The sequence below is a fragment of the Paenibacillus sp. FSL H7-0943 genome (genome assembly GCF_037963265.1).
In the GTDB taxonomy this organism is placed as follows: Bacteria; Bacillota; Bacilli; order Paenibacillales; family Paenibacillaceae; genus Paenibacillus_AQ; species Paenibacillus_AQ odorifer.
Genome location: NZ_CP150148.1, coordinates 327,414 through 348,573, shown reverse-complemented (window position 1 = coordinate 348,573; position 21,160 = coordinate 327,414). Strand labels below are relative to the sequence as shown.

Here is a 21,160-nt window from a genome sequence, read left to right as displayed (position 1 = left end):
TGATTTTTCTCGTGCTAATTATTTTATTTCATACCAACGGCAAAGGTTCTTCCACTTTGTCATGAGATTGCTTCTGCACAAGTGGAGGCAAGCCCTCCTTGCTCATTGCTGCCGAAGGGTCCAGCCCCAAACAGTGGCACATTAAAGGTGCCATTCGCAGCTGTGGCAGCATTTCTTCCTCTTTTTCTGAAGATAATACATCTACCCCAAACGTATATAATGGCACATCTCGCTCGGAAGGGGTTATCCCGCCGTGGTACCCATTTGCGTTCATTCCGTGATCTGCCGTAATCATAATCTTATAGCCCTGTTCCATCCAAATAGGCAAAACAGTGGCCAGCAGACCGTCGGCATTACGCACTGAAAGCTCATATTCTTTACTCTCGCCGCCATAACGATGCCCGGCGTCATCTATATTCATGGAGTGAATGTATAGGAAATGCGGATCATAGGCACTCCGTAAATACACAGCGTCGGCAAACACATGACTGTCGGGATAGTGATCCTCGAAATAAAAGCTGCCATGCTGAATGGGCTTCATCACATTGTGCTGATGGCGATCAGCCAGCGGATCAAAAGGGGCCGAATTATAAAGCTCACTGACCCAATGATAGGCGACAGCAGCTGTACGCAAATTAGCGGCCACTGCCAGATGGAATACGCTCTCTTCATGGCTTGGTCTCACAATATGGTTAGCCGTAATTCCATTTTCGGTCACAGGTGTCCCCGTCAAGAGCACTTCATAAAGCGGGCGTGACAGACTAGGCAATTCCGACTTCACTCGGTGACATGATATTTTCCCCTGCTCCACCAAATGCTCCATATACCCCATATATTCACGTGCGGCCTCATATCTAAGTCCGTCCAACACTACCACAATAAGTTTATTGTTCATTTCAGTCATCTTATTACGCTCCCTCTCGTTCCAGATGCAGCAGCTCAGAAGGGTTCAGAGCCAAGGTGACGTTAGCCCCTTCCACCAGCCTCAGCCAGCGTCCGTCATTTAAAAGATCAACCGTTAAGCAAATGTCTTCTACCTCTACCGTACACCTAATAATATTGCCCAACACGGAGACAGATTTAATGATGCCATCCACCAGTTGCACTCCGGCAGCAACCTCGTGAAGTCCCGCACCCTCATGCAGCAGCGTAACCGCCTCAGGCCGAATAGCAAAGCGGTCCTTCGTGCTATCTATCCCCCGGAACAACGTCATCACTTCTGATCGGGTCAATACATTGTAACTGCCCATAAACCGGGCAACGAACTCTGTCCGTGGTGCGGAGTACACCCCCTCAGGTGTGCCATCCTGCACAATCCGGCCACCGTTCATAATACAGATGCGGTCAGAAAGAATCAGCGCTTCCTCCTGATCATGCGTCACGAATAGTGTCGTCATGTTAAACCTTTTTTGGATATCACGAATTTCAGCACGTAAATTCTTGCGTATCTTAGCATCTAGTGCGCTTAAGGGTTCATCCAGCAGCAATACTTTGGGCTGCACCGCTAGAGAACGAGCTAGCGCTACCCGCTGCTGCTGTCCACCGGAGAGGGACTGCGGATATACATCCCGTTTATCCTCCAGATCGACCAATGCCAACAATTCCGCGCAGCGATGATGGCGGGCTGATTTCGATAACCCCCGCATTTTCATTCCATACTCAATATTTTGGCTCACCGTCAGATTAGGGAACAAGGCATAAGACTGAAACACCATTCCTACCTCGCGCTTACGGGGCGGCAAACTTCCCAGATCTTTATTTTCCAAAAGAATTCTGCCGCCATCCAGCTCTGAAAGACCGGCTATGCAGCGTAGCAATGTGCTTTTTCCACAACCGGAGGGGCCTAGCAGTGTCACAAGTTCACCTTCACGGATCTCCAAATCAACATTGTCTAACACACAGGTATTCCCAAACATTTTGCGTACAGCCTGCAGCTTTAGATAATCATTCATCCCTTAATACCTCCCCCCATCTTTTTACCGAGCTTCATGAGTACCATCGAAAGAATTAGAATAAACAGAAAATAAGAGATCGCAATCGCGCTGGCTAAATGTCCACTTTCACCAACCCTTTGATATAGATATACCTGAATCGTCTGAATATGTCCGCCAACTAACATGTTCGTAAGGACAAATTCGCCGAATAGAACTGAAAATGATAACAGTGTAGAGACGATAACCCCAGGCCATATATTAGGCAAAATCACATTCACGAAGGCCGTTCTTCGGCGGGCACCAAGCAGCTCCGCAGCATGCAGCAGTTCTACGGCATTAACCGTTAACAGACTATTGCGAATGCCCTGATACATATAGGGAAGGATGACCACAAAATATGCACCCACCAATAAATACGCTGTTCCAGCGATATCAAAAGGACCAGAGGAATAGGTACGAATAAGACCTACCGCAGCCACAACACCAGGCACCGCATAAGGCAAAACAACAATACCTTTCATAAAGCTCTCCCAACGCGGAAAATAGAGGGTGATGACAAAAACAGCTGGCAGCATCACGGCTAGACTCAGCACCACGCTGATCAGGCATAAATAAAGCGAGGTCCAAAGCGCCTCCAGAAAGCGAATATCCTCAAACATTTCCCCAAACCAATTCAGCGTCCAAGCTCGGGGCAGCAAGGTATTCTGCCAATCTTGTGCAAAAGCATAAATACCCGTTGCCAAAAGAGGAAGCAGCAAATACACCATGAGCAGCAGCATGAAGGTGCGTGGAGCAAAGCCTGCTTTACGTATATTCATTGCCCTGCCTCCTCACGAGCTGTCCATAAACGCCGGGAAGCTTTGATTATCACATCCGGTTTACTGAGTGCTTTCGTTCCGAACCTCTCCGCACGCCGCACCATTAAATGGTTCAGATAAACCGCCAAAATCGTAGTCAGACCAAGCAGAACAGCAAGCGTACTCCCCATCTGTGGCTGTGTAACCACATCTCCGGCAACCAGTGAACCGATACGTACCGCCAACAGATTGTAATTTCCGCCAACCAATGCGTAAGCCGTGGCATAAGCCCCCATTGCATTAGCAAAAAGAATTCCAAGTGTGCCGAAGATCGCCGGAGTTAGAATAGGCAGGCCTATCGTCTCCCAGAACTGCCAAGGCCCTGCCCCCAGTAAGGACGCTGCCTCTCTCCACTGCTCACGAATTCCGTAAAAGGACGGGTACAAAAGCAGTAAGGCTAACGGAACCTGAAAGTATACATACACCAGTATTAGACCTGACCAGCTATATAGATCAAAATCGGCAAAAACACTCCAGCCCCACTGTTTAAATAAGAGTGTAAACACCCCATTATTTCCGAGCAAAATGATATAAGCAAAAGCCAGCGGAACACCTGCGAAGTTAGAGGTCATATTCGACAGCATCAGAAGTCTATCGCGTACTCTCGGGGTAAACCGGGTAATGCAATAAGCACAAAAAAGTCCGACAATGATCCCTATCAGACTTGAGATTATGGAGATTAGCAGACTGTTCTTAATCGCCTGCATGTAATAGGCACTTTGCAACGCATGCAGATAATTGCCTAACGTAAATCCCGTTCCGTCCGCTGTGCGAAAGCTTCCCGTCAGCATGGATAGTATAGGTACCAGTTGAAAGGCTAACACCATTAGTGCAAATGGAATAAGTGCCAAGATCACACCGCGGCTTCTTTGTTTCATCTTACTCGCTCCTTGTCGCAGGAATAGAACAAAGGCGCCTTACGGCATCGTGACGAAGGCGCCCTGCTTCTTTTTTGGGGAGAAATGAATACTAATTCAAATGCACAAGCACACGTTCCTGCCACAATTGAGGAATGGTTTTTGCCGTCTCTTCCCATACCTTGTAATCACCAACAGGCTTAGCGTTGACGTATTCTTCTTTTGGCAACAGCTTAGCTGCAACATCATCCGGCAACGTTACACTGTCACGGATCGGACGAGCGTAACCTTTGGCAAGATTAATCTGTCCTTCATCGCTAAGGATGTATTGACGTGTAAGCTTCGCCGCGTTAGGATGCGGCGCATATTTGTTGATGATCGTGGCATACCCGCTCACGACACTGCCTTCCTGGGGAATGGCTACTGCGAAGCCATCTTTGTTGATCTGGTCTCTATAGTTCAAAGCGTTGAAATCCCAGAGCAGGGTAACTTCTACTTCCCCTTTTTCAATGTTGGCAAGGGAAGCTTCTGCATTGGAGAGACGTCCTTTTTTAGCTAAATCCTCGAAAAAAGCAATCCCCGGTTCAATGTTCGACTCATCGCCACCAAAGGCCATCGCAGCGGCCAATACAGCCATCTGTGCTTGAGCAGCCTTGGTTACATCACCAACGATGATTTTGTAGTTACCGTTCTTCAGATCTTCCCAGCTCTTCGGTGGATTCGCCACGAGCTTAGTGTTAGTCAGAAAAGAAATGGTGCCTTGATAGCCGACGATCCAATTCCCGTCCTTATCCTTAGCCCAATTGGGGATTTCATCCCAGTAGGATGTTTTATAAGGCTGGGTTACCCCTTTATCAACGGCAACCGATCCAAACGCAATCCCCACATCTCCGATGTCGGCCGTTGGTTTGTCTTTTTCCGCATCAAACTTGGCAATTTCCTCCGCGCTCGACATATCGGTATCCGAATGTGTAAGACCATACTTACTGTTCATATCACTCCATGTATCTTTCCAGTTCGCCCAGGAATCCGGCATTCCTACACTGATGATACTGCCCTCTTCTTTAGCTTTACTCTCGATCTCAGTCAGACTTAATTCTTTGGTGCCAGCCTTTCCATTCGTTGTTTCTTCAGCCTTGGCCGAATTTCCACAAGCAGCAAGCAACAGGACGAGCAAGGATAACATTAGACCCATCGATAATTGATTGTTGATCCCTTTTTTCATGATTTCCCCTTCACTCCTATTTCTTATTTGCGGGCTCTTTATGCTCCAACTGTTAGGCACCCAATTGCAGTATAGGCGTGTACTATTTTCGCGGCATTAAGGAGAATAGGAATATTTGTAAATAAAAAGAAACGACCTGTCGTCTTTTTTAGATGGCCGCCGTTTCCCTTAGAAATGTTTTTATGAAAATAATTACATTAATTACACTAAAATAGAACTTTACTGATGTATAGTAGTATTTATTCATAATAAGAAATGACCCTCAGAGGAGCTTGAAAAATGCCGTTTACAAAAATTCAGATGGTAACAGGTTTATTTCTATGTACTTTGCTTATCTCAGCTTGCAACAATGCAGCTACTCCTCCTAAAAATAACACGCCAGATACAAGTAATAAAATCATTCAAATAAACAGTGATCTTTACACCCTCCCATTACGTGATCAGAATACAGAACAATACAACTACGCTGTCAAAACCTCTGCCGGTATCGTATGGTTGCCAGCCCCAAAAATGAACATTGCCCCTGGAACAGAAGCAAATCCATTTTATTTTCCAACAGAGCCATTCACTTTCTATTTAAGTTCTCCTAATGAAAAATCACTAGCTGTAGAAAAGTCCAAGAAGCTATTGACGTTACCTTTAAATGATGGCGATGCTGTTCTGGTGGTTAGCGGCGTTTTTGGATTAGATGATTATATCCTCTATCATACCTTTTCCATTTTCACTGATGGCGCTCAGCCGATACGAGAACAAGCTTGGGTGATGAAGGTAGACGATCCAACATCTAATAAAGAAATTGCTCAATTCCATTCATCTGGAGGTAAATTTTATAGTTATGCAGTTAATGAAAAAGAAAAACTTTATCTATCGGTTTCCATACTTCCTGGAAATGCAGATGGTAGCTATAGTTACGAAGTTTATATTTATAATCTTTTGACTGGCAACAAAGAAAAAATAAATGATTATTCTCTTAATCCCTCATCACTGGATTCCATCCAATTTACTTACAATGACAAAAAATATTCGTATAAACTTCAGTCCAAGTAAAAAACCGCCCGACATTTCCAGGCAGTTTTACATGTATGAATATAACTACCGTCTACGCGCTGCCACACTGACAACACCGTATCTGTAAAGCACCTTCTTACCGAACCAGCCAAAAAGCCGATCCGTAAAGAAGCCCATAAAGCCAAGGCAGAATAACCCGACAAAGATCCAATCCGTACGGAAAAACAACCGGGAATTCCAGATCAGATAACCTACACCTTCGTTCGAAGCAATCATTTCCGCGCCGATAATCGCCATATATGAGGTGCCCATCGCTAACCGGATACCCGTAAAAATATAAGGGATCGTCGCCGGAACGACCACATGAATCAGAATTTGCCACTCACTGGCGCCCATACTGCGGGCTGAGCGGATTTTGTCCTCTTCCACGGACATCACACCGGTTAAAGTATTCAGCACCACGATAAAAAAGGTAGCGTACATAATTAACGCAATCTTCGACTGCTCCCCAATACCAAACCATACTAGGAACAAAGTAATGAATGCAATCGGCGGGATAAAACGGATAAAGTTCAGGAAAGGCTCCGCAAAAATACGGATCAAGTTCACCTTCCCAATGATTAGTCCTACGGGAATCGCCAGTAAACTGCCGAGTACCCAACCAATGAGCACCCGGTAAAAGCTAATCCCGATATATTGCAGCAAGGTTCCGTCTTCCAGCAGCTCCCGTCCGCCTTTAAGTGTACTCCATGGTCCGGGGATCACATCGGGGCCATAGATTACAGCTCCAAGCTGCCAGACGCAGAGCGCGGTAATCCATAGAAGGGTTACGGAAACCCACTTCTTCTCCACCCATTTCCTCATCTGTCTCACCCTATCCTATTCTTCGAAATGACCTTGAATTTGATTGTATAACGAGTAGAATTCCGGTGAGGTTACGTCCCGCGGATACGGCAGTGTATTGTCATAAATATCCGTAATATTAGAGGACGGTCCTACTGACATAATACCAATTCGTTCTCCCAGCAATAACGCCTCCTGAATATCATGAGTTACAAAAATCACCGTCTTATGTGTCTGGCGCCAAATATTGACCAATTCCTTCTGCATCGTTCGGCGCGTCATCGCATCCAGTGCACCAAATGGCTCATCCATCAGCAGAATCGCTGGATCATTCGCCAGCACCCGAGCCAGCTGAACACGCTGCTTCATACCCCCAGACAGCTCCTTCGGGAACTTCTCCTCATGCCCGTTCAGCCCAACAAGCCCGATGAACCTATCCGATATTGTATGCCGTTCCACCTTTGCGATTTTCTTCATCCGCAATCCGAACTCCACATTCTGACGAACGGTTAACCAAGGGAATAATGAGGAATCAGCCTGCTGGAACACAACCGCCCGATCTCTGCCGGGCTTATTCACCTCTACATTATCCACCCGTAGATGCCCACCGGATTTGGAGACAAAGCCGGCGATCATATTCAGCAGTGTTGATTTCCCGCAACCACTCGGCCCGAGCAGAACGAAGAATTCGCCACCTTTAATTACGAGATCTACATCTTTTATAATGTAGTGAACGTCCCCAGCAGTCGGTTCACTGTAGCTTTTACGGAGCTGCTCAATATGAATGGTATGCTGCTTAGCAGATAATGACATGCTGAACTCCCCCTATTTCTTGTACGTAACCTCTTCTGGCAATGCCTTCGCCAGCGGCTCGAGATTCAGTTTGCTATCCAGATCAAAATCCTTCTCAATGATTCCGTTGTCGACCATATATTTCTTTTGCTTGGTCAAACTGTCATACGCTGCTTGAGTAAATCCTAGTGCCCACGGATTATTCGGCAGATCTTTTATCGTTGATTCCTTAGGCTGCTTCACTTCCTTATACATCAGATCAGCAACCTCATCTGGGTGAGCCTGAGCATAGGCTCCGGCTTCATTCACCGCTGCTAGGAAATTCGCTATACCTTGCGGATTCTTAGTCGCAAAATCATTTCCCGTTACAATCCCCATCCCCAATCGAACCGTGGTTTTAGACATATCTGTCAGTTCATGAACACCTTTAAGCGCGTAGAGCTTATCATTCAGAACCGAACCATAAAACCATGCTCCATCCACAGCACCTTGCTTCAAAGCGATATAAGCTTCATCAAAGGCACCCTGTCCTATCAACTCCACATCACTGAGAGCAGCATTATGCTCTTTCAAATATTCATCCCAAAGGTACGGAATGAAGGTACCGCGTATGAAACTCAGCTTCTTCCCCTTCAAGTCTTCAGCCTTCTGAATATCGTCCTGTACGAACAATTTCCATTCAGTGGACGCTTCATCAGTCGCTAATCCCGCCGAGGCGATAATAGCATAATCGCCCTTCGCCACTGCGTTCAGCAAGGGGAAGTCTGCCCCGAAAGCCACATCCACCTGTTTAATAAAAAGGGCATTTACACCTTCCGCAGGGGAACCAAAGTTGACCAGTTCAGCGTCAATCCCGTGTTTGGCAAAGATGCCTTTATCTAGTGCCACCCGAAAAGTGGGATTCGTATTGATGTCAGCAATTTTTATCTTTAATGTCTCTGCTTTGCTGTTCGCCGCTCCCTCTTTAGCGGCATTAGAGGCAGCCGCGTCGCCCTTGGAGCTGCAGCCCGATAAAAGGATAACCACTGATAAAGATAAGAGCAGAAAGCTTGAGCTGATCCATGATTTTTTCAACCGACACATCTCCTCAAATTTGTTAATTTACCTTGCGGCTGCTGCCTTCATCCGTCGTCGCCACACAAGCAGCTCCTTCAACAAATGGCAGGGTTGTCGCCACACTTACCACAGAATCCGATCCTTTAGGTGCAGACCCCGGGACTCTGAACTGCGTTACGTCTATTGGCTCAATCGCTTGTTCAACTGGCGTTTCCAGCTGTGGTACCCATGCATAAGGCACACGGTAGGAACGATAGACCATGTTGGTATTTCTGGAGTCCGTAAATGGCGAAATATATTCCCATACCAGTTCATGTTCTGGCGTAACCTCAAAGAGTCTGCCGTTAGAACCTTCTGTAATTAAGGTGTTGCCATTCGGAAGCCGTTGAGCTGAGCTGATATATGGACTGTAGAATTTATAAGAATCGGTTGGGACAGAGAAACCTGCTTCTGCCGCTGTATATTGCCACTCAATCTCAAGGGTTACGGGATTAATCTCCAGAATTCGTGAGTGGTCGCGGAGTGCATTTTTTTGCCCAAAAGGAGAAGATGGATTTGGAAGACCATAACCGCCCCAGCCCCCGTTATCGAATACAAGTAAGTTGCCTTCTCCCGGCAAACCTTTCGGAATGATGTGCGCATGATGCTGGCCAATGATCCAGTCGATATGCTTCACTTCTGGCAGCGAGTAATCCGGACCGATTCTCCAAACGATGGCTCCGGTACGCTTATCCGTGATCGCAATAATATTTGCTTCACGCGCATCCCAGATCACGTTATCCGGATGGAAACGCTCATCCCCTGCATCGTAAAACTTATTGGGTCCTACATAAGAAGCCGAATTGATATGCAGCCAGTCTCCAACACCACCACCTAGATTTCCGAAAGAGCGTGAGTTAGGATCACGAAATAGTACATTTTTGGCCGCTTCATCAAAGCCTAGCTCATCAAAATGTTCATTTGGAGCCCACTCCCAGACGATATTCCCCTCCCAGTCCACCTCAAGGATCGTGTCATCAAGCAATTGTTTGTCGGAGATTTGAGGATTGTAGATATTTTTATGAGCAAGAATTAGCGTTTTTCCACTGTCTACCTTGGGTTCAAGCCCCGGTGCAAAATATCCGACCGGATTGCCTTCGCGCTGATAGTCATGATGCTGGCGGGCATACCAGAGGGGTTCATAACCCGGATCTTCTATATGTTCATAGCTGTTATATTTCCACACGATGTTCCCATCCCAGTCCACCTGTACCAGATCTACATTATCCTGTATTCCGAATTTAGGATCTCTTCTTCCTGTGCTGCCCAGCACATAACCACCCGGGAAGATTTTAGCCGGAAATCCAAGCAGCCCCTTCCACAAATGCACCTCTTTACCGTTCATATCAATCAGTACAACACCTTCTTCACCAGCTTGAAATACGGTATAGCCACTCCAGGCTTTGTTAGGGTTATATACGGTTGCTCCAGTTGGATAAATGGTTGAATGTCCCATCGTTCATCTCTCCTACGTTCAATTTTTAGTAGCTAAGATAATTACTTTTTTTGGTGGTTGTTCGTGGCTTCTGTTCAAGGGTTGGAGAGGTCTCTGCATTCTCCTTGGCGAGCTTCAGCAGGATATCCGAGAATCCTTCCAAATTGCTAATGATCCGCTGATAAAAGTCATTTTGCTGCGCCAATTCCTCCTCCGTAAACCCCTCAAACAAAAGCGAAATACATCGTTCTCCGATGTTGCTGTTCTGCTCCGCCAGCTTGCGGCCTTTATCCGTAATATCCAGCATTACCGTTCTACGGTCGCCTTCTTTACGTCTGCGCACGGTATATCCACCCGCCTCAAGCTTATCGCTCAATGCGGTAATCGCACCTGAGGTGAAGTCTAGTTCATCCGCTAAGTCTCCTAGCCTTTGTTCACCATCACGAATGATTTTGTGCAGAATCAGCATGCCTGGTAAGGAGATGCCTGCTACGGCGACCTTATCCCGCTCTTTCACGAATCTGCGAACCGCCTTGCGAAATGCCCAATCTGTCTCCTCCAGCTGTCTCCAATATTGTTCGCTCATGGCTTACTTACCTCTGCTTTCTCCCAATCAGCCCATAAAAAAAGACTCCCAGCACCTACCCCTGACAAGGGAAAAGTACGGGAGCCTTTGGTGGTCCAATCAGCTCAGTTGAATTATTTCACTGTTCATTTAATTACTGTTTAAGTATTGGTGATATCATATACCCCTTTATTCCTACCTGTCAAGTAAGTATTTTATATATTCAAAAAAAGAACACCCTCAAAGGTGCCCTCCAACTTGGAAGCTTATAGACCACTTTCCAGTACAAGCGCATGGCTGTCTTCATCATAAACCTGCATAAAAGATGATACGGCCGGTAAATAACGCTCTAACTGGTAAATATATTTTACCCGACTCCTGAAGTGGCAGATTGGAGATATTTAATTTCACTTGCACTCCTTGCAATCTACCTTTTATTTTGAAAGATTCTGAAAATTAAAAATTAATTCAAAAATATTATATATAAAAAATCATATGAATAGTGGAAATTTCCTTTTTACATAGAAGAAAAAGGAGACTACACGCAAAAAAAGACAAAAAGCAGGCCAGAGTCACCTCTGCCTGCCTTTGCCAACCTATCTTATAATTTGATTATTCCATATAACAGTTTTGCGATTTCAGCGCGGGTCACTTTGCCACGAGGGTCAAAGTTATTGTCGCCCTTGCCGTCAAGGATTCCCTTTGCTTGCAAATCAATTACCGCTTGCTTCGCCCACTCAGATACACTATTCATATCCTTAAAGCTTGCAGCAGCAGCAACGGAAGCTTGCAATCCTGCTTTATACTGCATCAGTTTCTGCAGGACAACTGCCGCCTCCTCACGAGTAATCGCATCTTTAGGTCGGAACTTGCCATCACTGCCTTGGATCAATCCAAGCTGGACAGCTTTGTCTATCGACTGTGCATAATAAGCATCTTTAGATACATCTGCAAAAGCACTCTGTACGATTGCCCCACTTGCTTCATCCAATCCGAGAGAACGAACGGCCAGTGTAACAAAGTCTGCACGGGTTACATTCGCCTGTGGTCCATAATGCGTATCGTCGATCCCTTTAATCACATGCTTAGCCGTCAGCTTGGAAATATACGACTCTGCCCAGTGACCAGCAGTATCCCTAAATTGCTTATGGTATTCCAGCACCGCAAAGGAGGAAAAGTGATTTGTTGTGAAGGTAACGGTATTATCCTTAAACACTCCACCCAAATATTCCAACGTGCTGCCATTTACATAATAAACACCCGCAAAATCTGTATCAAGCTTAGCAAGCTGTTCCTTAGTCAGCGTCAAGGTAATCGTAACAGCACCTTTAAGCTGGTGGATAGCCGTTTCTTTGCCTCCTGCAGATGTACTGAGGTTCAGCGTAACGTTAGCTCTGAATGGACTCATTCCAGCGTCATTGGCCTGTACAGATATCATACTCGTATCAATGCTTAGTAGCAGCATATCACTGCCTGCCGGAATGGCTGGTAAGGAGCTTGTTGGTACGCTCAAGGTAACGTTAGATGAAACAATATTCAAATTCAACTTCTTATCGACAGCCTGTTGAACAGCGGCTGCATCAAGAGCAATTCTAATCTGATCTTGAGCTGAAGTTGCTCCGCCTGCGCTAATCTTTAGACTTCCCCCTGTAGCAGCTTCCTCTATCAGTTTCTTCAAAGCTGACGGATCAGCTGTATACGTCCCATTACTTCCTAATGCCAGTTCAATGTTTCCTTTTCCCGCTCCAGGTGTGGCTGTAGACGTTGGAGTCACTGTTGGTACTGGTGAAACTACTGGAGGTGCCGTTGTCACCTCAGGTGCTGGTGTCTGCGTCACTTCTGGCGATGGCGATACCTCTGGTGTCGGCGTTACCTCTGGTGTCGGCGTTACCTCTGGTGTCGGTGTTGGTGTCGGTGTCACCTCTGGTGTCGGCGTCACATCCTCTTTTCCAGTGTAAAAGCCCCAGATATCTGAAAGCACACTACCGGAGTGATCATCCTCAACCTTTGTATACCATTGGTAGTAGCTATCCGGATTCAGCTTACTCCAAGTGACCTGAGTCTCCGCGCCACTCTCTACTTGTGGATTGGCCGCAATTTCCTGATCGCTGTAAACCTTGACTCCGATATAGTCGGTAGCCACACGTTTAGTCACAGGCTGTAAATCCAGATCCAGAACGAACTCATCTTTGCCTGGATATTCGTCTTCATCATAGTAGTTATAATCATCCAAATAAGGCGAATAAGTCTTCACGCGAAGTTTGTTATTAGCAACATCGAACTGAAGCAGTCGGATATAGCCGAGACCCCCTTCTTCAGCGCCTTGATAATCTGCCAGCATTTGATAGACACTGCGGTCTGGAATACCGTCACCGTTATCATCCAGCTCGTCTACTTTAAGCTCAGCATCATGATAATGGCCGGACAGTGCTGCGATTACGTTTTTATTAGGTTTCACAACCATCTCAAAAATCTTATCCGCAATAGGTGCCCGGTTATTAGAAACCAGCAAGTATTCATGGAGACAAAGAATCGCTTTACGCTCTGGATAACGGGCAACGATCTCATTCATCCATTCGATTTCTTCCTCAGCCAATCCCCAGCCCATGTATACAATAACAAAATCATTTCCGTTCGCAGACACTAAATCGTAATGGCCCCTGTTGTTGTCATAAGAGCCACCAAAGGTCGGCATATTCTTGAATCTCCACTCTCCAAAATACTCCCAGAATTTCGTGTAATCCCCGGTTTGATGACCTACGTCATGATTACCTGCAAGAACACCATAAGGAATGTTAGCTTCCTCCAGAACCTTCATGTCCCGGTCAGCTTCCTTCCACTCATACTCCTGATAGGATTTATCCACGATATCTCCTGTATGAATAACGTATTTCAGGTTCAAGCTCTCTTTGTTGTCAGCTATCCATTCTACATTTTTACGGTAAATGTAAGGGTAGCTCTGTGAATAATATTGTGTATCAGACATCCATACAAAAGAGAAGTCATACGCATCTTGTGTTACTGTAGGTGCTGTCTTAGCCACAGAAGCAATTTCATCCTGAACCATTACGGCAATGCTATTTCCATTAGCATATTCTCCAGCTGTAACCGTGGATTTCAGCTCAAAATCCTCTGTTCCAGCGATTAAATGATCCAGCTGTACCCATTTTTGTTGAGCTGGACTCCATGCGTAGAGACTTACTTTTCGTCCCGGCAACGAATTCCCTTTCCATTCAATATCTACACGATCTGACGCCTTAACCGACTCATCCAGCTTAATTTCATAACGCTGATAAGGGAATTGATCGACAGCATCATTAATTAAATATTGTCCGTCCACCGCACTTATTTTACTGTAGTCATCACTGCTAAGCGCTTGTTCGCCCGCAGGTACGGATTGTTTCGGCGGCTCTGTATCGGATGCATTTATAAACCCAGCAAAGCCTTGCTCCGGATGGTTAGCATCGTACTTAAATCCTCTAAAAAAGGTAACGTTTATCTTATCCTGATTAGGATCTTCAACCTTAACCTTTAAAGTCGGATTAGTACCTACAGCGGTCTCCCAGTTTGTAGGAGAAATAAGCAGTGGCGCAAATGGATTCTCATTCGGTACATTGAATGTAATGACCTTTTCTGCCTGATTGCCAATCCTGTCTAAGCCTGTGATAGAAAGCGTATGCTCCCCAGCCGATAACTTCCCGGATGAAGTAGCATAGGGCAGTTCAATAACATTACCATCCAGCTTCACGCTGACCTTATCTACACCTGCATAAGTATCCTTAACTTCAGCAGCAATTTCAAAATTGCCACGGTAAGTTTGTCCTTCTTCTATTGATGCTTTGATGGATGGTGGCGTGTTATCGACAATTACGTTTGATGATACTTTCGTTCCACCTTCGGTAAGCGTTACTTTATGTTCTCCGTCAGTTGCTTCTTTAGTATTCCAGTTGTACGCCTTTGAACGGAACAAATCCGCTTTTAGATCAAACTGGAAGCCGAGGGATTCATGCTTACCTGCGCTGTCCCCCATCTTGATTTCCTTATCACGTTCTGCATAAGCCGGATCCCAAATTTCGGTACCATCTGCCAGCAGGAGACGAACATTTTTCACTTCAAAATCATCCTTATTCTCCTCAGGACGAGGATCAAATGGAGATGATTTAGAGCCCGCTCGAATGTAAATCACATTATCCGTACCCTTTTGTAAAGCGGCAGAAGAAATAGGAAAAGTCAATGTAGTATACGTAGTAATCGGGTCCATAAAGGTATACAGAATACTGGCATCTCCTAGTTCTTCCGGTCCCATCGTGATCGCATTTTTAAAATAATAGTCCACATTTTTAGCTTCAAATACAAAGTAGGCATCATTCTCAAGTGCATTATATGCCTCGTTATTGCCCAGTAACTTACTGTCAATGCTCAAGCCTAAGGCATCAGCCTTAGCGGTGGCAGAGGTTGCCTTTACGGTCACGGAGCCATTGATCAACTGCCCCTCCTTCACATTCAAACGAAGGGGTGATTGATCCTGTCCTCCTGTAACTTTTACTTTCATTACTGGAGATTGTGTTTCATTCGTTCCATCAGAAACGACAAAGTAATACTGGATTTCATTTCTGCCAATCAAATCCGCAGAGGTCAATTTAAAGTGATACAAGCTATCATTGAAGTCTTGGGATAGATTGTGGCTAATAGCCTCCGGCTGCTTGTCCGAAGACACTCTAACTTCCACAGAAGTAACAGCTTTATTGTCATCAGCAAAAGCCTTCAAATCGAGACCCAGCGACTGATCAATCTCCGTTACGCCCGTCAGATCTTCTACTGTTGGTTTCTCTGTATCCGGCTCCACATGGATCGGTGGATTTGGAAGTTGTGTTACATCCGTCTGGCCTGGTGACGGAACGGCTGACCCCGTACTGATCTTGAGCATTTTGCTCAGCCCATTCACAGGATACTTATATAGAAGGGCTTTATTCTCTTTGGTGTCATCACCTTTAGCTCCACCATCGTAGGTGAGGTCAGCATCATAATACGCGGAGGAAATTTCCTTTTCCGTGTTACTTTTGATTACGACTGCCCGGCGGCCAGAGTTCGCCATACCGTCGCTTTTGATCAAAAAGAGATTAGTGCCTTCAATTAAGTTTGTGTTGAATTCTGTATTGAAATCATTAGCAGTGTACGTACTATTGGCACTATTAATAACCCAGAACACCACGGACTGCTGTGCAGGAATAAGAAAGTTCTCTGGCGTCGAAGGCCACTTCACATCGGAAGCGTTACCTTTATCAGGATAACGATAATAGACCTTGTAGTCCTTGAAATTAACTGGTGCATCAGTATTGTTATAGACCTCAATGAATTCAAAAGCGTCGCTGCTCGTTCCTTTTACATTCGTCGAGTTTGGCAGCAGCTCTGTGATTAACAACGGCGGCACATTATTCGAATCAAACGCCGGCAGGTTCACATGAACAGAATAACTCTCTGTCACATTATTAACGCGGATGCTGTAATGCAGCTCCGGCTCTTCCAGCGCAGCTGCAGGAATCATTGCCGCATATTCATCCCCACCTTTTGAGGTCATGGTGATTACCGTATCTTTCGCCTGAGAAGGAGAGCCATACTGTAGCTTCACTACGGGTAGTGATCCATCTGCCCCGCTTTCCAGATTAGTAATCTTCGCACTGATAGGGAGATCGGCTGGATCGACACTACTCTGTGCAATATGTTCAATCACTGGCTGCTTGTTCCCAGGAACTAGCTCAGGCACTTGTTCTGCCTCTACGGTTCCAGGCGTAGCCACAACCGTTCCCGAATTCGCCATGAGGTTCATAACGGAGCTATCCGCTTGCAAATATTGATAGAAGATCCCGTTATTCTCCTTCACCTGTTCTTTTCCATAGGAAGCAGAAACAATTAGCGTATCTCCTGCTTTGCTTTTAATTTGTAAATTACGCGCAGAAGTGTTAGCCATCCCCCCGCCACCGTTGATCCGGAACAGATTCACTCCTTCCTGCAAAGCTGCAGAAGGATTAAAGTTTTTGATGAAATCCTCCGTAGGAACACTCAGATTATTGCCGTTCATAATCCAGAAAACAATATTTCCATGCGCCGGTATTACAGCATCACCATTAGGTGCCCATGTATCTTTGTCATTATAAAAGAAATAATAATCCTTAAAATTAACCGGCTTGTCCGTATTATTGTAGACCTCAACAAACTCGTAACCATCTACAGAGGTTCCATCTGTCCCTTTTACATTTTTAGTATCCGGAACAACTTCTGTAATCAGTAGCGCTCCTGGATTATTAGGTACCGCGTACACATCTGCCATTACAGTCGGTTGACTTAAAAGCGTGTTGAGCTCAACCTGTTCATCAAAATGCGCCTCTAATTCGGAAGATGTCTGCTCTGTCTCCAGCTGCTGCTCTTCGGCATACCCTGCTGGAGCCATTATTCCCAACATCAGACTGCTGGCAATTATGCTGGAAAATAAACGTTTAGCTTTTGCTGTTATTCTCAAAACTCCGAACACTCCCCATTTGTTTGATTGTGATTCAATGCATAAATATGCAATGAAGCTCATCTGGAAAGTATACCTGCGGTGTATTATCGCTATATCATAGCCGTGTTAAATCTTTAGGTTATTTTTAATATTGCTTAAGCTTCAGTTCAGCTTCGCGGGTTACAATATAACTAGTTAGAACCCATTTTAAACGATACTTTAGACGGATGCTTAAGCAAGATAAGTTATTGCAGAACAAGAAAAGAGGACTCTAATGGATATAAAAAGAGTGATCATAGTCGGAACGGTAGTTGTAGTGATGTCTTTCGGAAATGCTTGGACTAGTCTTACCGCTAATGCAAGTTCGCCTGTTAAATGGTCCACGGCAGAGGTCGCGGATCAAGACGAATTATTGGAGGTACTTAACCAGCCAACGGACGAGGATCTATACGAGGCCATATATGACGGTAAGTCACTTCAAGATATTGCATCAGAACAAGGCCAAGATATTGAAGCTGTAATCGATCTACAGGTTGCCCAGCTAACGGATCAATTGGATTCACGGTTAGCCGCTGGAAGCATAACAACCGAGCAGTATGCGGCATATAAAGCGGAGCTGAGGGACATCGTTTCAGATAGTGTCCATACTTCCTTCGGTTAAGGGAATACATACAGCGACGCTGTAACATACACACAAAAAAACCGGCTAAATGGATCTTCCATTTAGCCGGTTTTTGTATATTTAACACTTATTTTATAACAGAATCCCTAAGTTCCTATCTTGTTCTCTCTGTTAATCTCCAGAATATCAAGGAAGAATACAAAGATCGGAATCCCCAGAATCAGACCCCATACCCCGAGATAATGCTCAGAGAATAACAACACGATAAACGTATAGAACATAGGCAAATTCATTTTGGATGACATCAGTTTAGGATTTAGGAAGTAGCCTTCTACAAAATGCAGTACGGCAATCATTGCCAGTACGTATATCGTCATGACTAGGCCACCAATATTGTAACCAATAATACAAAGTGGGATTAGCGAGATAACAAAACCTACTACCGGAATTAAACTGAGCAAGAAGATCATAATGGATAATGCGAAAAGGTAAGGAAAACCTAAAATCCAGAGTCCGATCACCGTAAAGCATGTATTAAACAACGCGATCAGAATTTGTGCTTCGATCACTTTTCCGAAAGAGGAGATAAATTTTCTGCCAAAATACTCAAGCTCTACATAGAACCAAGAGATTTTGCTCTCTTTAAGGCGGGAAGTGAAACTAACGATCCTGTTCTTCTCAAGTATAAATACAAAGCTCAAAATAGTTGATAAAACAAAGCTGGTGCCCCAATTGCTTATTTTCAAGACATATTCAATACCGTCTTTCATGTACGACTGATAGTTCAAATCCTTAAGCTGGGCGAATATATACTGCACTATATCATTTTGCGGGATGTTCTCAGGGGTCAAATTGGTCAAAAAATTCGTTAACTGTTTAATCTGTATAAAAACCTTAGGCAGATAATTAACGAGGGTTATGACAACTACAGCGATTAAGGCAAGGTATAGAATAACAATAATTACTTTGCTGTTAACTGCTACATATTTGTTAATGCGCTTCGTGAGCAGCACTTGAAAGCTATTCATTACATACGCAATCAAAAACGTCAACAGTACCAAATTAAGCATATCTCTAATACTGAATAGCAGTAGAGCAACCAATCCTAAAATCAAAAAACGCCGGACCGTTAAATTTGCGTAATAACGCTTAAACAATTCCATCAGTTCTCTCCATTCGCTTACCAATTAGTACTCTATTTATAGTCTACAGTAAGGAATTCACTTATAGCAACTAGTGATTCGCCTAAAATGACGAATTTACTCACTTTTTGTAATCTCATCATCTATAAAAGTGACACTTTTCATGCTCCTGCATCCATATGAGTCAATTCAACGATTCGGCGTTTCGGATCATATTTCATATCTATATGCAGATCTTTGCATAATTGATGAAACGGAACCATCAAGGTTCCCTTCCTCATTTCAGGAGAATTCCTTACCATATTCACCTTTTGGTTGTTCAAGGTCAATTCCATAGGCAAATCGATATGCTTCATCTGATCAAGCGTCAACGCAGCGGTAAGTGTCTCACTTCCCCCGTTAATTCGTGCGGCATTCCGATCCGCTCTGGTGTTAATCCCATCCTCAATTTTGAAGGTCAGTGAAATCCCCAGCGAATCACAAACAGCCAGCAATCTGTCATTGTAGGACCCATAAGGAAAAGCAATCGCCGAATCCGTATTGCCCAATTCTTCCTTCAGCCTTTGCTCCGCCTTAGCCAGATCACGTGTAACTCTGCTGTAGTATTCGACATTCATCTCATTCCTGTTCTCATCATCAACATATAACAAGGCACTTGCAGCTGGCCGCTGCCCGCCCTCGGCATCGACAATCCCATAATGGTGCAAATCATAGGTATGACTATAAAATCCCATCCCAGCATGCTTCATTTCCCGCATTTGCTCCCAAGTGAGCTTCGGTACGCTATTCGGATCTGGGTGATCTATTGTAGATACGATAACAAAATTAACGGCTGTATATCCGTATTTTTGCAAAACGGGGAACGCCAATTTATAGAAACTCTCATATCCATCATCAAAGGTCAGCAGCACTGCATTGTCCGGAACTGCGCCGTTATTCAGCATAAATTCGCGGTATTCCGCCATGGTGATCACATGAAAACCTTCCTGCTTCAGCAGATTCATTTGATCATCAAACCGATCAACCGATAACACCCAAGGAAACTGTGGCATGGGCTTCTCAGAAAGATGATGATACATCAGCACAGCCACCTGATCTCTGTAGTAAATACCTTTTGGAAGAGGGCCAGATTTCTGCCACCCGATTTGTGTATTTAGTGCCTGTTCAGCTACTGCCTTCGGGATCATAAGATCATCAGGCGAGGCTGGATTGGCAGCTATCGTCTTTATCATTTGACCATTTACGTTAATAGTTATTGTTGAAGGTTCACGTTGTGTATTCAAAATAGCAGCAAGGCTCAGCAGTAGAACTATGACAACAAGCAGCATATATTTTTTTGTTTTCAATCTCAGAATCTCCTTAACAACATTTCTTGTCCCTATGTAACTATATATTTTATGGAAGTTCCACCTGCTATTGGTTACATTTTCTTCTTATTTTTGTTTCTTTATCATAAAAAAGAGGGCGAACCTCAAGCCTGAACCGGCTTAAGGAACACCCCGCAAAAATGGAGATCTATATACAATTATGTACATCTATATGTGATTGTAGACGGTCTAGGACCTTCTCTTATCTGCGAAGTAATTCTCTTCCCCAAGCTCGTCCACGAACTGCTGCAGCCAATGATAATATTGAACGGCATGCTCCAGCTTCTCCAGATCCTTCAGGCAGAATTGCCGCTCCTCCTCAGACGTATCCACGGCTTGAACCAATCCCTCCAGCTCAGGAATGACAACGTCTAAAGCGTGCTTCATAACATCAATCTCCCGCTGTAGCTTCATCCCAAAAAAGTTCTTAAAGGTCTGAAAGAAATCTGTTTCCACTGCATACAGATCCTTTCGGTCCCGCTTCTCCTCCAGCTTAGTGACCATCTTGGAGGCCATCAAAGAACGGACTCCATAGCTCATATTACTCTTGCTCATATTCATCACATTCTTCATCTCTTCAAGCGTCATCGGACGGTCTTCAAAGAACATAATTCCATACAGCTGCCCGAATGAATAATTCGCACCATATAGGTCCATCGTCTGAGCAATCGCATCGATCATCGGACGCAGCAGCTGCTCGCGTGGAGATAAGTCTTTATTCTCTTCACCAAAGGCTACCTGTTTCATAGCTGCACCTTCATTCCACTTAGAATCTACCCTTCTATTTTACACAAAATAGCAACTACCTGCGCTAATCTCTTAAATTTTTACATAATCTCGCATCGATCTTTACGTCCACTTGACCACGCAGCCGCTCGATGAGTGTACAATTTTTTTTGAACGGAAGAGCTTGCCTCAG

At 44.7% G+C, this 21,160-nt stretch carries 16 protein-coding genes; 2 read left to right on the top strand and 14 right to left on the bottom strand.

The window, feature by feature from the left end; translation table 11 throughout:
• Window positions 1-28 precede the first annotated feature (28 nt).
• The 5 genes from NSQ55_RS01565 to NSQ55_RS01545 form a co-directional block, all read right to left on the bottom strand.
• Complete coding sequence (locus NSQ55_RS01565; RefSeq protein ID WP_339170833.1) at window positions 29-904, bottom strand: alkaline phosphatase family protein; 876 nt, start codon at window positions 902-904, stop codon at window positions 29-31.
• Between the two features lie 4 nt (window positions 905-908).
• The gene (locus NSQ55_RS01560) at window positions 909-1,952 is read right to left on the bottom strand and encodes an ABC transporter ATP-binding protein (RefSeq protein WP_339170832.1); all 1,044 of its coding nucleotides are present in this window, start codon (window positions 1,950-1,952) and stop codon (window positions 909-911) included.
• Window positions 1,949-2,752 carry an ABC transporter permease subunit gene (locus tag NSQ55_RS01555; RefSeq protein WP_076282380.1) on the bottom strand — a complete coding sequence of 268 codons (804 nt, stop codon included), beginning with the start codon at window positions 2,750-2,752 and terminating at the stop codon, window positions 1,949-1,951. Before NSQ55_RS01555 ends, NSQ55_RS01560 begins: the two co-directional genes overlap by 4 nt.
• Window positions 2,749-3,669 carry an ABC transporter permease subunit gene (locus tag NSQ55_RS01550; RefSeq protein WP_339170830.1) on the bottom strand — a complete coding sequence of 307 codons (921 nt, stop codon included), beginning with the start codon at window positions 3,667-3,669 and terminating at the stop codon, window positions 2,749-2,751. Before NSQ55_RS01550 ends, NSQ55_RS01555 begins: the two co-directional genes overlap by 4 nt.
• 91 nt (window positions 3,670-3,760) lie before the next feature.
• Window positions 3,761-4,873, bottom strand: coding sequence for an extracellular solute-binding protein (locus NSQ55_RS01545; protein WP_339170828.1), 1,113 nt, complete (start codon window positions 4,871-4,873; stop codon window positions 3,761-3,763).
• A gap of 279 nt (window positions 4,874-5,152) precedes the next feature.
• On the opposite strand from NSQ55_RS01545, the gene NSQ55_RS01540 reads away from it, so the two are divergent.
• Entirely contained in the window at window positions 5,153-5,920 is a 768-nt protein-coding gene (locus NSQ55_RS01540) for a hypothetical protein (protein WP_076186158.1), read from the top strand.
• 45 nt (window positions 5,921-5,965) lie between these two features.
• Here the strand turns inward: NSQ55_RS01540 and NSQ55_RS01535 are convergent, their stop codons facing one another.
• The 6 genes from NSQ55_RS01535 to NSQ55_RS01510 form a co-directional block, all read right to left on the bottom strand.
• A complete protein-coding gene (locus NSQ55_RS01535) occupies window positions 5,966-6,745 on the bottom strand; it encodes an ABC transporter permease (protein WP_036687327.1) in 780 nt (259 codons plus the stop codon).
• A gap of 15 nt (window positions 6,746-6,760) precedes the next feature.
• Window positions 6,761-7,537: an ABC transporter ATP-binding protein gene (locus tag NSQ55_RS01530; RefSeq protein WP_076186160.1), complete on the bottom strand. Its 777-nt coding sequence runs from the start codon at window positions 7,535-7,537 to the stop codon at window positions 6,761-6,763.
• A 12-nt stretch (window positions 7,538-7,549) separates the two neighbouring features.
• Complete coding sequence (locus NSQ55_RS01525) at window positions 7,550-8,590, bottom strand: ABC transporter substrate-binding protein (RefSeq protein WP_076192516.1); 1,041 nt, start codon at window positions 8,588-8,590, stop codon at window positions 7,550-7,552.
• 22 nt (window positions 8,591-8,612) lie between these two features.
• Window positions 8,613-10,067, bottom strand: coding sequence for an aryl-sulfate sulfotransferase (locus NSQ55_RS01520; protein WP_076186164.1), 1,455 nt, complete (start codon window positions 10,065-10,067; stop codon window positions 8,613-8,615).
• Between the two features lie 25 nt (window positions 10,068-10,092).
• Complete coding sequence (locus NSQ55_RS01515; RefSeq protein WP_036687318.1) at window positions 10,093-10,632, bottom strand: MarR family transcriptional regulator; 540 nt, start codon at window positions 10,630-10,632, stop codon at window positions 10,093-10,095.
• Window positions 10,633-11,212: 580 nt separating this feature from the next.
• Window positions 11,213-17,128: an S-layer homology domain-containing protein gene (locus NSQ55_RS01510; RefSeq protein ID WP_339170825.1), complete on the bottom strand. Its 5,916-nt coding sequence runs from the start codon at window positions 17,126-17,128 to the stop codon at window positions 11,213-11,215.
• 256 nt (window positions 17,129-17,384) lie between these two features.
• Here NSQ55_RS01510 and NSQ55_RS01505 point away from each other — a divergent pair, with 256 nt between their 5' ends.
• Window positions 17,385-17,771, top strand: a complete 387-nt coding sequence (locus NSQ55_RS01505; RefSeq protein WP_038568262.1) for a hypothetical protein — start codon at window positions 17,385-17,387, stop codon at window positions 17,769-17,771.
• 107 nt (window positions 17,772-17,878) lie between these two features.
• On the opposite strand, the gene NSQ55_RS01500 is transcribed toward NSQ55_RS01505, so the two are convergent.
• From NSQ55_RS01500 to NSQ55_RS01490, 3 genes are all read right to left on the bottom strand, one after another.
• Complete coding sequence (locus NSQ55_RS01500; protein WP_076101160.1) at window positions 17,879-18,895, bottom strand: AI-2E family transporter; 1,017 nt, start codon at window positions 18,893-18,895, stop codon at window positions 17,879-17,881.
• Between the two features lie 140 nt (window positions 18,896-19,035).
• The gene (locus NSQ55_RS01495) at window positions 19,036-20,220 is read right to left on the bottom strand and encodes a polysaccharide deacetylase family protein (RefSeq protein WP_248549159.1); all 1,185 of its coding nucleotides are present in this window, start codon (window positions 20,218-20,220) and stop codon (window positions 19,036-19,038) included.
• A gap of 210 nt (window positions 20,221-20,430) precedes the next feature.
• Window positions 20,431-20,988 (bottom strand): transcriptional regulator, encoded by a 558-nt coding sequence (locus NSQ55_RS01490; RefSeq protein ID WP_076101159.1) that lies wholly within the window; start codon window positions 20,986-20,988, stop codon window positions 20,431-20,433.
• Between the last annotated feature and the right edge of the window lie 172 nt (window positions 20,989-21,160).